Annotated in this window: 9 protein-coding genes; 4 read left to right on the plus strand and 5 right to left on the minus strand. The window is 66.2% G+C overall.

Translation table 11 applies throughout. The features are described from left to right. Nucleotides 1-115 precede the first annotated feature (115 nt). The 4 genes from otsA to ACVOJ1_RS14260 all read right to left on the minus strand — a co-directional run bounded on the left by otsA (nucleotide 116) and on the right by ACVOJ1_RS14260 (nucleotide 6,648). Complete coding sequence (gene otsA, locus ACVOJ1_RS14245; RefSeq protein WP_053517011.1) at nucleotides 116-1,480, minus strand: alpha,alpha-trehalose-phosphate synthase (UDP-forming); 1,365 nt, start codon at nucleotides 1,478-1,480, stop codon at nucleotides 116-118. Further along, nucleotides 1,477-3,258 carry a glycoside hydrolase family 15 protein gene (locus ACVOJ1_RS14250; RefSeq protein WP_053517094.1) on the minus strand — a complete coding sequence of 594 codons (1,782 nt, stop codon included), beginning with the start codon at nucleotides 3,256-3,258 and terminating at the stop codon, nucleotides 1,477-1,479. The genes otsA and ACVOJ1_RS14250 overlap by 4 nt, the downstream gene beginning before the upstream one ends. A 40-nt stretch (nucleotides 3,259-3,298) precedes the next feature. Then, entirely contained in the window at nucleotides 3,299-4,057 is a 759-nt protein-coding gene (gene otsB, locus ACVOJ1_RS14255; protein ID WP_346480564.1) for a trehalose-phosphatase, read from the minus strand. Nucleotides 4,058-4,215: 158 nt separating this feature from the next. Then, nucleotides 4,216-6,648, minus strand: coding sequence for a TonB-dependent receptor plug domain-containing protein (locus tag ACVOJ1_RS14260; protein WP_262100836.1), 2,433 nt, complete (start codon nucleotides 6,646-6,648; stop codon nucleotides 4,216-4,218). A gap of 214 nt (nucleotides 6,649-6,862) precedes the next feature. On the opposite strand from ACVOJ1_RS14260, the gene ACVOJ1_RS14265 reads away from it, so the two are divergent. The 4 genes from ACVOJ1_RS14265 (at nucleotide 6,863) to ACVOJ1_RS14280 (ending at nucleotide 12,351) form a co-directional block, all read left to right on the plus strand. Next, nucleotides 6,863-7,345: a DUF3574 domain-containing protein gene (locus ACVOJ1_RS14265; RefSeq protein ID WP_053517005.1), complete on the plus strand. Its 483-nt coding sequence runs from the start codon at nucleotides 6,863-6,865 to the stop codon at nucleotides 7,343-7,345. 36 nt (nucleotides 7,346-7,381) lie between these two features. Further along, the gene (locus ACVOJ1_RS14270; protein ID WP_263175445.1) at nucleotides 7,382-8,233 is read left to right on the plus strand and encodes an XAC2610-related protein; all 852 of its coding nucleotides are present in this window, start codon (nucleotides 7,382-7,384) and stop codon (nucleotides 8,231-8,233) included. Nucleotides 8,234-8,342: 109 nt separating this feature from the next. Further along, on the plus strand, nucleotides 8,343-10,061 hold the full coding sequence (locus ACVOJ1_RS14275; protein ID WP_263175443.1) for a thiamine pyrophosphate-dependent enzyme: 1,719 nt from the start codon (nucleotides 8,343-8,345) through the stop codon (nucleotides 10,059-10,061). Between the two features lie 679 nt (nucleotides 10,062-10,740). Continuing rightward, nucleotides 10,741-12,351, plus strand: coding sequence for a SulP family inorganic anion transporter (locus ACVOJ1_RS14280; protein ID WP_346480565.1), 1,611 nt, complete (start codon nucleotides 10,741-10,743; stop codon nucleotides 12,349-12,351). Between the two features lie 26 nt (nucleotides 12,352-12,377). Here ACVOJ1_RS14280 and ACVOJ1_RS14285 read toward each other — a convergent pair whose 3' ends face one another. Beyond that, on the minus strand, nucleotides 12,378-13,088 hold the full coding sequence (locus ACVOJ1_RS14285; RefSeq protein WP_277381026.1) for a glutathione S-transferase: 711 nt from the start codon (nucleotides 13,086-13,088) through the stop codon (nucleotides 12,378-12,380). Nucleotides 13,089-13,107 lie beyond the last annotated feature (19 nt).

Here is a 13,107-nt window from a genome sequence, read left to right on the forward strand (position 1 = left end):
TGAGTGCCACTTGCGACAGCGGCTGTGGAGATCACGCCACAGCGGCGGGATGGTTGCATGCGCAATTACTTTCGAGCCAAAAGCGTCAAGTTTCGGCGTACAGAATGCGCCTGATTCAGCCTTCGAGGGCGTCCAGGTAGCTGCGCCGCCAATGGTTGATGTCGTAGGTGCGCAGGTGCTCCATCATGGCGTGCCAGCGCTCCTGGCGCTTGCGCAGCGACATGGTGGCGGCCGTGGCGATGGCATCGGCCACGCCGTCCAGATCGTGCGGGTTGACCAGCAGCGCCTGCTTCAGTTCATCGGCGGCGCCGGCCAGAAGGGACAGCACCAGCACGCCCGGATCCTCCGGGTCCTGCGAGGCGACGTACTCCTTGGCGACCAGGTTCATGCCATCGCGCAGCGGGGTGACCAGACCGACGGCCGCCGCGCGGTAGAAGCCGGTGAGGGTGGCATGGGTGAAGTTCTGGTTGACGTAGCGAAGCGGCGTCCAGTCCGGCTCGGCATGGCCACCGTTGATGTGCCCGGCGATCTGTTCCAGCTGGCTGCGCAGTTGCCGGTACTCGGTGACATCACCGCGCGAGACCGGCGCGATCTGCAGGTAGGTCAGGGTGCCGCGCTGGTCGGGGTGGCGCTGCAGGTAACGTTCGAAGCCGAGGAAACGTTCGGGCAGCCCCTTGGAATAGTCCAGGCGGTCCACGCCGATGGCCAGCTGCCGATCCCGCAGACTGGCCCGCAGGTTCTTCACGGCGGCCTTGGCCGCTGCGGTGCTGGCCTGACGCGCGATAAGCCCGGTGTCGATGCCGATCGGGAAGGCGGCAGCGCGGAAGCGGCGCCCCCCCGGGGCCTCCAGTTCGCCGTTGTCGAGCACGCGACCGCCGCCGAACAGCCGCAGGTAGGTCTGGAAGCGGTCGGCATCGCGCTGGGTCTGGAATCCCACCAGGTCATAGGCATACAGCGCGGAGAACAGCCGCAGGTGGTCGGGCATGGCCTGCAGCAGGTCCGCCGAGGGCATCGGGATGTGCAGGAAGAAGCCGATGCGGCAGCCGATGCCGCGCTCGCGCAGCAGGGCACCCAGCGGGATCAGATGGTAGTCGTGGATCCAGACGATATCGTCCTCGCGCAGCAACGGCGCGAGCTTGTCCGCGAACATCGCATTGACCTTGTGATACGTCTCGCGCGTGCCGCGGTCATAGTCGACCAGGTCCAGGCGGAAATGCAGCAGCGGCCACAGCGTGCGGTTGGCGAAGCCGTTGTAGTAGCCGTCCACCTCGCGCTTGTTCAGGTCCATGGTGACGAAGCGGATGTCGCCGTCCTGCTGTTCATGCAGCGCGCCGCTGCCATCACGCACGGTCTTGCCACTCCAGCCGAACCACATGCCGCCGCGCTCCTTGAGCGCAGCCAGCAGGCCCACCGCAAGGCCCCCGGCGCGGTTCTCGCCGGGCACGGCAACGCGGTTGGAGACCACCACCAGACGACTCATGATGCCTCCTGCCAGGAACGCGACAGGCGCATCGCTGCCGTGATCAGACCCACATGCGAATACGTCTGCGGGAAGTTGCCCCACGCTTCGCCGCTGTCGAAGGCCAGGTCCTCTGACAGCAGGCCAAGATGGTTGCGCTGCTTCAACAGCGTCTCGAACATCTCGCGTGCCTCATCCATGCGCCCGATCGCCGCCAGCGCATCGATGTACCAGAAGGTGCAGATGGTGAAGCTGGTTTCCGGCTCGCCGAAATCGTCCGGTGCGATGTAGCGGTACAGCGAATTGCCATGCTTGAGGTCGCGGCCGATGGCCTCGACGGTGGCGATGAAACGTGCGTCGAGTGCATCGATGAAGCCGATGTCGGCCAGCAGCAGCAGCGACGCGTCCAGGCGATGGCCGTCGAAGGTGTCGGTGAAGTGGCCCAGCGATTCGCTCCAGGACCGCTGCATGATGCGCGCGTGGATGATGTCGGCGCGCTCGCGCCAGTAGCGTGCACGGTCATCGCGCTTGAGCCTCACGGCGATCTTGCACAGGCGATCGCAGGCGGCCCAGCACATCGCGCTGGTGTAGGTGTGCACCTCGGTGCGGCCGCGGAACTCCCACAGGCCTGCGTCGGGGACGTCGTGCAGGGCAAAGGCCTGTTCGCCCAGCGGTTCCAGCCGGGCAAAGGTATGGGCATCCCCGGGGTCCTGCAGGCGACGATCGAAGAACAGCTGCGTGGAGGCCAGCACCACGCTGCCATACACGTCGTGCTGGCGCTGCACCCAGGCCAGGTTGCCGCGGCGCACCGGGCCCATCCCGCGGTAGCCGGACAGGCTGGGAACTTCATCCTCGTCCAGCTTGGCCTCGAATCCGATGCCGTACAGCGGCTGCAGCGTGCCGTCGGTGGTGGCGAGGTTGAAGATGTAGCCGAGGAACTGCTCCATCGTACGGGTGGCGCCAAGCCGGTTCAGCGAACGCACCACGAACGCAGCATCGCGCAGCCAGCAGTAGCGGTAGTCCCAGTTGCGCACGCTGCCGGGAGCCTCCGGAATCGAGGTGGTCATCGCCGCGATGATCGCCCCACTGTCCTCGTACTGGCACAGCTTGAGAGTGATCGCGCTGCGGATCACCGCGTCCTGCCATTCCAACGGGATCGACAGATAGCGCACCCATTCGCGCCAGTAATCACGCGTGCGCTGGAACGCTTCCTGCACATAGCCGCTGATCGAGCGGTTGAGCGATTCATCCACGCCCAGGATCAGGTGCACAGGGTGGTTGAGGACGAACGGCAGGCCATCACGGACCATCCGGACCGGCACATCGGTGGTCAGCCGCAGCACGTGGTCGGGCAGGATCCAGCGCACGTGGTTGCTGCCCCACGTGGATTCGGGAACACGTGCGCCCCAGTCGGCCAGCGGCCGTGCGCGGATGACGATACGTGGGCTGCCGGCCAATGGCCGCACCTGGCGGATCAGGCTGACCGGCCGGTAGAAGCGGTCGTTCTGCCGCCAGCGTGGCGCGAAATCGAGGATCTCCAGCGCACCTCCATGCGTGTCGCGCAGCACCGTGCGCAGGATGGCGGTGTTGGTGAGATATTCCTGCTCGCTGTCGGCGAAGTCCTCCAGCTCGACGGCGAAGTCGCCGCCTGTCTGCTGGTTCGGGCCCAGCAGCGCACAGAAGGTGGGGTCGCCGTCAAAGGTGGGCAGGCAGCTCCAGACGACACGGGCATGTTTGTCGACCAGGGCGCCGAAGCTGCCGTTGCCGACCACGCCCAGATCAAGATCGGGTTGGGTCATCACGCGGTACATCTCGGTTGCGGCCGTGGGGGTGGCCGGGTCAATAGGCATTCTCGCGCAGCCAGGCGTGCACGCTGCGTATGTCAGGCAGCGCGAACACGGCGGCGCTGGGTTCACGCTCGCCGACCAGCACGCTCCAGCCATGCTGGCCGTTGGCGGCGTCGAATCCGAATTCATCCGTCAGGTCATCGCCGAGGAACACGGGCAGGCGGCCCCGGAACGGCAGGTACTGCATCATCCGCCGGATCGCGCGGCCCTTGTCGGTGCCGACGGGCACGAACTCGACCACGTGATCGCCGGGTTGCAGGCGGTAGCTGGAGCGACCGCGCACATGGCGGTCAGCGAACGCCCGCACCTCGCTTCCAGCGTGCGGCGCCTCGCGCCAGTGCAGGGCCAGGCCCACACCCTTGTCTTCTACCAGTACCCCGGGATGGCCATGGGCAAAACGCATCGCCTGCTGATGCAGGGCATGCAGCCATTCGGCGGTGTCATCGTCATGTTCGTCGCGCAGCACGCGTCCGTCCTGGCCACGCAGTTCATGGCCGTGCAGGCCGGCCGCAGGCAGCTGCAGAGGCGCGAACAACTGGTCAAGCTGTGCCAGAGGACGGCCACTGACCAGTGCTACGGCACCTTCCAGGCGGTCGCTGATACGACCGATGGCCTCACGCACATCGGGCAGCAGCTGCACGGCGTCCGGTCGTGCAGCGAATTCAATCAGGGTGCCATCGACATCGAGGAACAACGCGCAGGCATCGTCCAGCAATGGAGGTGGCGGACGCAGGGGGAGCGGTTCAGCCATGACGCCCAGCCTGCCAGCGTGGGCGTGTACGTGGGGTCGAGAGCAGGCGACGACAGTGCGTCGGCGCTGTCTGCCGGTTGCCGGCATGAGGGAGCGGTACCGGAGCGGGGCAGTGCGGACCCACGGTCCGCACCACCGCAGACACGCGTCAGCCGCGGTCAGAACGTGTAACGGACGCGGCCGTAGTAGTAGGCGCCGTTGCTGCCGATCGGCGAAAGCACGTCGTAGGGCAGATTGCCGAAGTAATGGATGTCCTCATTGGATCGATCCGGGTAGTTGTCGGTCAGATTCTGTCCGCCGATGGCCACGCTCCATCGGGCGCTGATGCGATACTCCACTTCTGCATCCAGCTGCCATTCGGCCTGGTAGGTCTGGCGCGGAATGTAACCGTCACCGAAGTTGAAGACACGGGTGACGCTGCCATAGCGGTTCACCCGGCTGCTGAGTGACCAGTGGTCATTGCTCCATGCTGCAGAGACGCTGCCGCGCGTGCGCGGGGTGGCGTCGGTCAGCGTGTTGGTCTCTTCGATGCCGAACAGCACATAGTCCGGATCGAGCGCCTGCAGTTGTGCAGGGGTGGCCAGCACGTTCTTCAGCGTGGTCTTGGTGTAGGCGTAAGTGCCGGTCAGCAGCAGCTGGCCATCGCCCAGCGCCTGCCGCCAGTTGCTGACCAGTTCGGCGCCACGGGTACGTGTATCGGCGGCATTGACGAAGAAGCTGGCGCTCTGCAGGCCACTGACGCCGTAGTTGGCGGCGACGTAGTCGGTCAGCGCATCGCCAGTGATGCTTTCGGACAGCGCGATGCGATCATCGATGTCGATCTGGAAGAAGTCCAGCGACAGGTCGAAGTGTTCACCGATGCGGCTGGTGAAGCCCAGCGACGTGTTGATCGACTTTTCGGGCTTGAGGTCCTGCGCGCCCAGGCCGCGGGCAATCGGATTGTTGACCGACAGCAGCCGGCCCTGCACCAGCTGGCCGCCGGCGTTGTAGCCAGTGGAGGTCGACTCGTAGCCGATCTGTGCCAGCGACGGGGCGCGGAAGTTGTTGGAGATCGCGCCACGCAGGGCGAAGGCCGGGGTGAACTGGTAACGCAGGCCGAGCTTGCCGGTCAGTTCGCCGCCGAAATCATCGCTGTGCTCGTAGCGCGCAGCCAGGTCGCTGGAGAAGTGATCGCCGAACTGGCTGGACAGGCTGGCATAGGCGCTGGCCACATCGCGCGACAGGGTGGCGGCATCCTGCGGCGTGAGGCCGCCGCCGGCCTGCGAGCCGGTGGGACGGTCGGTAAACGGGCCGGCCGCATAGCTGGCGGGGTCGCCGGGGCGGGTCTGGTAGCGCTCATGGCGCGCTTCCGCGCCCAGGCCCAGCGTATGGCTGATGCTGTCGCTCTGGGTGAACACACGGCTCAGGTCCAGGTTGCCGACGGTCTGAGCGTACTCATAATCAGCCGTCTTGAAGCGTGTCGGGCTGGCCGGGCCCAATGAGGCGTTGAGCGAATCACGCAGGCGATAGGTGAAATCGTTCTGGCCATGGTCCAGGCTGCCGTCGTAGCTCCACTCACCCCATTGGCCGCGCACACCGGCGACCGCCTGCACGTCGCGGTTCTCGCCTTCGGAGACCGGCCGGTAACCGTTCGGATAGACCTCCTTCCAGTTGGCCTCGCCGTCCGGGTAGCGGAAATAGTTCGCGCCTTCGGTGTCACGCTGGTTGAAGGTACCGAACGCGTAGAAGGTGGAGGTCTGGCCGACCGGGATTTCAGTGTTGAGCCACAGGTTGATGTCCTTGCTCTCACCATCGCCCAGCACGTAGTTGCGCTTGCCCTGCAGTGCCAGGTTGTCCGGGGTCTGGTCCCACGGTGGAATCTGGTCGAAGCCGGCGCGGTTGGTCCCGTTGCGGTGCTTGTACTCCAGGCCGACGCGCAGGAAGCCACCGTCCTCACCCAGCGAGGTGCCCACTTTGGCGCTGATGTTGCCGGCCTGCCCATCGGTAAGGGTGCGGCCGATCGGCTTCAGATCGGTGTGATTTGCACCGTAGCTGGCTTCGATCTCGCCGCCGTCGCCACCATTGTCGAGGATCACATTGATGACACCTGCCACGGCGTCGGAGCCATACAGCGCGCCGGCACCGTCGCGAAGCACTTCGATGCGCTTGATCGCGCTGACAGGGATGGCATTGAAGTCGACCGGCGTGGTGCCCTTGCCGATCTTGCTGTCGGTGTTGACCAGGGCGGTGTGGTGGCGGCGCTTGCCGTTGATCAGCACCAGTACCTGATCCGGCGACAGGCCGCGCAGCTGCGCGGCGCGGACGTGGTCGGCGCCACCGGAATTGGACTGGCGCGGGAAGTTGAACGACGGCAACAGCGCCTGCAGCGCACTGCCGAGTTCGCCGTTGACCACGCCGGCCTTGCGGATGTCTTCGGCGGTAAGCACATCCACCGGCGAGGTGGATTCGAGCACCGTGCGGTCGGCGGCACGGGTGCCGGTGACGATCACGGTGTCGAGGTTGGTGGCGTCCTGGGCCAGGGCCGGGGCGATGGGGGAGAGCGCAAGGGCAATGGCGAGGCCGAGCGGCGACGCGGGCAGGCGGGCGGACATGGGGGCTCCAGCAACAACGACGACGGGGAAGGGGGAGATAGTTTCACTTACATCCATCCGGATGAAGCGATATATTATCTTCGCGTGATGACCGGTGCTGATGCAAGCCCCTGCCGGTCCGGCATGAGCTGATGCCCTGTTGGCATCAGCACGCCGGGCCGGTGGCGCTGTACGCTGCCGGCTCGCACTGTCCCCCTTCCCCGGAGCTGTACCGATGAAACACCTTGGCCTTGCCTTCGCCGTTCTGCTCGCCGCCAGTGGCTGCGCCAGCCTCTCCTCGCAGGCGCCCAGCGCCTACGCTACGGCCACGACCGCTGAACTGAAGGGGGATGCCGCACGCCCGTCCGCTGGCCAGGGCTGGGTGCGCAGCGAGCTGTACTTCGGGGTGGGCGAGGAGCAGGGCGCCGGCAACCGACCGCAGGCCGATACCATCAGCGAGGCGCAGTGGCGGACGTTCCTGGACAAGGAAGTGACCCCGCGCTTCCCCGATGGCCTGACCGTGTTCGATGCCTACGGCCAGTGGCTGTTCCGGGGTGACGCTGCGCCGAACCGCCTGCGCACCAAGGTACTGGTGGTGCTGCACGAAGACAGCCCGCAGCGTCGTGCCGACATCGAAGCCATCCGCCTGGCGTGGAAGCAGCAGACCGGGCACCAGTCGGTGCTGTGGTCGCGACAGGCCGTTGACGTATCGTTCTGACCGGGAGGCGCCGCCCTGGCGCCGCAGGGAAAGACGATGAGACACAGGGACACCGTGATTGGCCTGCTGGCGGGCCTGCTGGTACCGCTGGCGCACGCTGCTGACAGCGATGCGCCGCTGCGCTTCGAGGCGGCACCTGGCATTGGCGTGCAGGCTGAGGTGGCGGAGGACGGCAGCATTGCCGTGCAGCTGCTGCCCTCTGGCAAGCGGCTGAGCCTGCCGGGTGCCCCGGACGTCGACGGCAATTCGCGGTTGTCAGCCGAGGATGTTGATTTCGATGGGCGCCCGGAGCTGGTTGCGCGCGCGTCGGTCGGCATGGTCAATGAAGCGGTGGCGGTGTATCGCTACGATCCGGCCAGCGGTGGTTTCCGCGCGCTGCAGGCCGAAACCCATGGGCGTGACAACTGCGGCGGCCTGATGGGGCTCACCGTTGATGCCGCCACGCGCACGTTGACCAGCAGCTGCCGCAGCGGCCCGATGTGGTACACGGACCAGTACCGGTTTGCAGGCGCGAAACTCTATCTGTACCGCGCCGAGCGCGTCTTGATGCTGGGCGATACCCTGAACGCCGCACTGCGTTGGGTGCAGGCCGACGAGCAGGGCCCGTCGGCGGTCTGGCGCACCTTTGATCCCACCGGTCGTGTGCTGGAGAGCGCGATCGCTGATGGCCTGGGCGCACCGCCCGACGGCCCGCTGCGCAGCCAGCAGGCCACCGTGGTGCCGGCGCGCCTGTTCCTGTTCGACCGGCCCGGTGCGCCCAGCACCCAGCGTTACCTGCTGCAGGGCGACCGCGTGGAACTGCTGGATGAACACGAGGGTTGGCTGAAGGTGCGGTATCGCAACCCGAAGAGCGGCGCGGTGGTGGGCTGGATCAACGTCAACGATTGACCCGATATCGCTCTGTACTTTGCCTGTCGAGGCGATGCATGCCTTGCCCACGGAGGCATCACTTCGTCGGGTCTAGCCTCGGACGTTCCCCCGTTCGAGGATGCATCCGATGAGCAAGCGCGTTGCCGAGATCGTTGTCGATACCCTGCAGCAGGCGGGTGTCCGCCGCTGTTATGGCATCGTCGGCGACACGTTGAACCACGTCACCGATGCACTGCATCGCAGCGAAATCGAATGGGTGCATGTGCGCCACGAAGAGGTGGCCGCCTTCGCCGCCGGCGCCGACTCGCTGGTGAGCGGCGAGCTGACGGCCTGTGCCGGCTCCTGCGGTCCCGGCGGCCTGCATTTCATCAATGGCATCTTTGAAAGCAACCGCAACCGCGCACCGATGGTGCTGATCGCCAGCCAGGTGGTGACCAGCGAACTGGGCATGGAATTCCCCCAGGAAGTGGATTTCAAGGCGGTCTATGGCAGCTGCACGGTGTTCTGCGAGCAGGTGCACAGCCCGGCGCAGGCACGACGCGTGGTCGCCCTGGCCTGCCAGGCGGCGATCAGCCGCCGCGGCGTGGCGGTGGTGATCCTGCCGGCCGACATCAGCCAGGCCGAGGTGAAGCACGATGTACCGTTCTCGGTGCACTACACCCAGCCGGTGCTGCGCCCGTCGGATGGCGAGCTGCAGCGCATCGCCGGGTTGCTGGGGCAGGGCAAGCGCATCGGCATCTATGCCGGTGCCGGTTGCCAGGGCGCCCATGCGCAGCTTCTGGAACTGGCCCGGCGCCTGCAGGCCCCGATCGCGCACACCTCGCGTGCCAAGGACTTCGTCGAGCCGGACAACCCGTACAACATGGGCATGACCGGCATCTTCGGCATCGAATCCGGGTTCCACACCCTGATGGAGTGCGACACGCTGCTGCTGCTCGGCGCCGATTTTGCCTGGGGGCAGTTCTATCCGGACAAGGCGACGATCATCCAGGTCGATCGCGATGGCAGCCATCTCGGTCGCCGCCATCCGGTTAACCTGGGCGTGGTGGGTGACATCGCACCGACGCTGGATGCACTGCTGCCGATGCTGCCACCCCGCGAGGACAGCACGTTCCTCGACGAGTGTATCGAGCGTCGCGACAAGGCGCTGGCCAAGCGTGAGCAGGAGGAGCAGCCGGGCGAGGGCGAACTGATCCATCCGCAGCACCTGACCGCGCTGCTGTCGAAATACGCCAGCGACGATGCGTTGTTCACCGCCGACGGTGGCTCGCCGATGGTGTGGGTGCTGCGGCATATCCGCGTCAATGGCCGTCGCCGCACGCTCACCAGTCTCCTGCACGGGACGATGGCCAATGCGATGCCGCAGGCGCTGGGCCTGCAGAAGGCGTTCCCGGGCCGGCAGGTGATCTCGCTGTCGGGCGATGGCGGCCTGGCGATGCTGCTGGGCGATCTGCTGACCGCCGTGCAGGAGAAGCTGCCGATCAAGGTGGTGGTGTTCAACAACGGTTCGTTGAACTTCGTGGAGTTGGAGCAGAAGGTGGAAGGGCTGCTGGACAACTACACCGATCTGAAGAATCCGGATTTCGGCCGTCTGGCCGAGGTGATCGGTTTCCATGGCCGCACGGTCACCCGCAGCGAGGACCTGGAGAAGGCCGTACAGGACTTCCTCGCCCAGCGCGGTCCGGCATTGCTGGACGTGCATACCAGCCGGGCGGAGCTGGTGATGCCGCCGCAGATCGAGGCCAAACAGGTGGCGGGTACGGCCCTGTATGCGGCCAAGGCGGTGTTGAATGGCCGCTTCGACGACGTGAAGCATCTGCTGGTGGACAACTTCCTGAAGAAGTGAGGGTTGGGGTTTTATGCAGGGCTGCGCCCTGCACCTGCTACGAGCCAGAGCCAGAGCAGAAGCGGGTTATCTGGGGGATGGCGGGGTGGGTCAGGTTGCGGGGGACGCCGTAAACCCGTCCTTGGGGGCTTGGCCGCGGCATCCATGCCGCGGACACCCCCGCAACCGGACCCACCCCGCCTTCGACAGATTCCTGTGATCTGTCGGAATGGCATGGCTGTTGCCTGATGGGTGTCGACCTTGGTCGACACGGTAGATCCACGCCATGCGTGGATGAACGAAGGAGTGATCGGGATGATCTTCTGTAGCCGAGCCATGCTCGGCTCAGAGGCTTCGCGTATGGCAGCCGAGCATGCGCTCGGCGCTACAACGAGAGCCTGCCTTTGCTTTTGATCTTTTGATTCTCTTCCGTGGCTGGCACACGCGGGAAACTGTCAGGGGCCGGGCGGGTGGGCGTAGCCGGGGTGTGCGCGGCATGGGTGCCGCCGCCCAACCCCCACGGATGGGTTCACGGCGTCCCCCGCGACGCCCACCCGCACGGGCCAGCCCGGGAATCTGCGATTTGCGTCCAGCCACGAGGGGCCCCGCCGTTGGCTGGAACCCATCATTCCACCGTGGAATTGGCGCGCCGGCCCCGCTGGGCCTACCATCGGCGCTCCCCACCCCCATCGCCCCTTCCATGTCCGCTCCCGCTTCCGCCGCACCGCGTCGCTGGTTCGTCGCCGGTGACTTCAATGGCTTCTTCGGCCTGGTCGTCGACAACCTCTCCATCCTCGGCTTCATCGCCATGGCGTTGGTCGGCATCTTCCAGTTTCCCGCCGACGTGGTGTTCGGCCGCATGTTTCCCGGTACCGCCTTCGGCGTGCTGATCGGCAATCTGCTGTACACGTTGATGGCGCGCCGGTTGGCGGCACGCACAGGGCGTGATGACGTCACGGCGATGCCGCTGGGGCTGGATGCGCCTACCAGCATCGGCATGGCATTGCTGGTGCTCGGTCCGGCGTTCGTCGCGTTTAAGCAGCAGGGCATGGATCCGCATGCCGCCGGCATTGCGACCTGGCAGCTGGGCATGGCGGCGCTGGTCATCATGGGCGCGCTCAAGCTGGTGCTCTCCTTCTTCGGCGAAGCCGTCACCCGCGCGCTGCCGCGTGCAGCGTTGCTCGGCTCCATCGCCGGCATCGCGCTGGTACTGATGGGCCTGCTGCCGTTGTTGGAAACCCTGCGTTCGCCACTGGTCGGCTTCACCACGTTGGGCCTGCTGCTGTATGTGCTGATCGCCAAGGGCCGGCTGCCGGTGCGTGGCCCGGGTGTGCTGCTGGCATTCGTGTTCGGCACCGTCCTGTACTACGGCCTCGGTCTGGCGGGACTGGGGGCCCCCGGCTTCCACGTGCCGGCGTGGACGCCGCCGCAGGTGGTGCTGCCGCTGCCGACGCTGGGCTTCCTGGACGGCCTGCCCACGGCAATGACCTACCTGCCGCTGCTGTTGCCGTTCGGCCTGCTGATGGTGGTCGGTGGCATCAACGTGTCCGAGAGCGCGCGCGCGGCCGGGGATGATTACCGCACCCGCGATATCCTGCTGGTGGAAGCGGTGGCCACGCTGGTGGCCGGTGTCTGCGGCGGTGTCGCGCAGACCACCCCCTACATCGGCCAGCCTGCATACAAGCACATGGGCGCACGCAGCGGGTACACGCTGCTGACGGGCCTGTTCGTCGGCATCGGCGGCATGCTGGGCATCATTTCCGGGCTGGTGCAGTGGCTGCCGCTGGCGGTGCTGGCGCCGATCATCGTGTACGTCGCCATCGACATCACCACCCAGGCCTTCCAGGCCACACCGCGACAGCACGCCGGAGCGATGGTGTTCGGCTTCCTGCCTTCGGTGGCCTACCTGCTGGCGATCAAAGCGCCGGGCTGGATCGCACCGGACCAGCTGCCGCAGCTGCTGACCACGCTCGATGGACACGGCCTGCCGGAACTGGCGGTGATCTTCACTCTGGGCAACGGCTTCATCATCACCTCGATGCTGTGGATTTCCGCCGTGGCCGCGATGGTTGACGGCCGTCTGCGCCGCGCCTGCGGCTTCCTGCTGGTGGCGGCTGTGCTGACCCTGTTCGGCCTGATCCACTCGGTGGATCCGCGCGGCGGCATCTATCTGCCGTGGGACCTTGAAGGCCTGGCGCGTACCATCAGCTGGCAGTTTGCGGGGGCTTACGTGGCGCTGGCACTGCTGCTGGGGCTGTTGTCGCTGCAGAAGCAGGCGGTGAAGCTGTTGGGTGATCGCGCCGATCATTGACCGGGAACGCCGGGCATAGCCCGGCGCTACCGCTCTCCGTCCAGCTCGGGGTAGTGGCGGAAGATGCCGTTGGTGTTGAGCGCCAATCGCCGCTCCGACGCGAGATAGGCAGCGATGTTCGGTCGCTTCGCCACCCGCTCCTGCAGTGCCCGCAGCAGGGGCAGGCGCGGCGTGAGTGCCTGCATCCGGCGCGGGAACATGTAGTCCAGCCCGCTCATCAGCTGGAACAGCGACAGATCCACGTAGGAGTGCTCGCGTAGTGCATGGCGGCCACCGTTGGCCGCCAGCACCTGCTCGAAATAGCCGAGGAACTTCGGCAGCCGCTCGCTGCGCAATGACGCCGCACGTGCCTTGGCTTCGGTCTTCTGTTCCTCGTAGTACTTCGACGCGGCAATCGGATGGTGGGTGTCGTGTACTTCAGCCACCAGGTCGGCAATGGTCAGCTGCAACTGCAGCGCCTGCATGCGCCGCGACGTGGCCTGCGGCACCAGATCCAGGGTCGGGCCGAGAAAATCCAGGATCGCTGCGACCTGCGCGATGACCTGTCGCCCCGCCTTGAGGAACGGGGGTGCGAACGGCTGCGCGCCCTCACTGCGGCCATCGAGAAAGGGCTGCATCACGGCGTCGCCATGTATCCGCGCCATGTCGATGTAGTCGGCGCCAGCGTCTTCCAAGGCCAATCGTACGAATTCGCCACGTCCCTGGATGCCGGTCCAGTAGTACAACGCGTAGTGCATGGCACGGTCTCCCCACGAC

The organism is Stenotrophomonas sp. STEN225 (genome assembly GCF_056756445.1).

Bases quoted from the DNA above. Each gene is read 5' to 3' on its own strand.
- otsA (WP_053517011.1), bottom strand. From the start codon at position 1,480: ATGAGTCGTCTGGTGGTGGTCTCCAACCGCGTTGCCGTGCCCGGCGAG.
- ACVOJ1_RS14250 (WP_053517094.1), bottom strand. From the start codon at position 3,258: ATGACCCAACCCGATCTTGATCTGGGCGTGGTCGGCAACGGCAGCTTC.
- otsB (WP_346480564.1), bottom strand. From the start codon at position 4,057: ATGGCTGAACCGCTCCCCCTGCGTCCGCCACCTCCATTGCTGGACGAT.
- ACVOJ1_RS14260 (WP_262100836.1), bottom strand. From the start codon at position 6,648: ATGTCCGCCCGCCTGCCCGCGTCGCCGCTCGGCCTCGCCATTGCCCTT.
- ACVOJ1_RS14265 (WP_053517005.1), top strand. From the start codon at position 6,863: ATGAAACACCTTGGCCTTGCCTTCGCCGTTCTGCTCGCCGCCAGTGGC.
- ACVOJ1_RS14270 (WP_263175445.1), top strand. From the start codon at position 7,382: ATGAGACACAGGGACACCGTGATTGGCCTGCTGGCGGGCCTGCTGGTA.
- ACVOJ1_RS14275 (WP_263175443.1), top strand. From the start codon at position 8,343: ATGAGCAAGCGCGTTGCCGAGATCGTTGTCGATACCCTGCAGCAGGCG.
- ACVOJ1_RS14280 (WP_346480565.1), top strand. From the start codon at position 10,741: ATGTCCGCTCCCGCTTCCGCCGCACCGCGTCGCTGGTTCGTCGCCGGT.
- ACVOJ1_RS14285 (WP_277381026.1), bottom strand. From the start codon at position 13,088: ATGCACTACGCGTTGTACTACTGGACCGGCATCCAGGGACGTGGCGAA.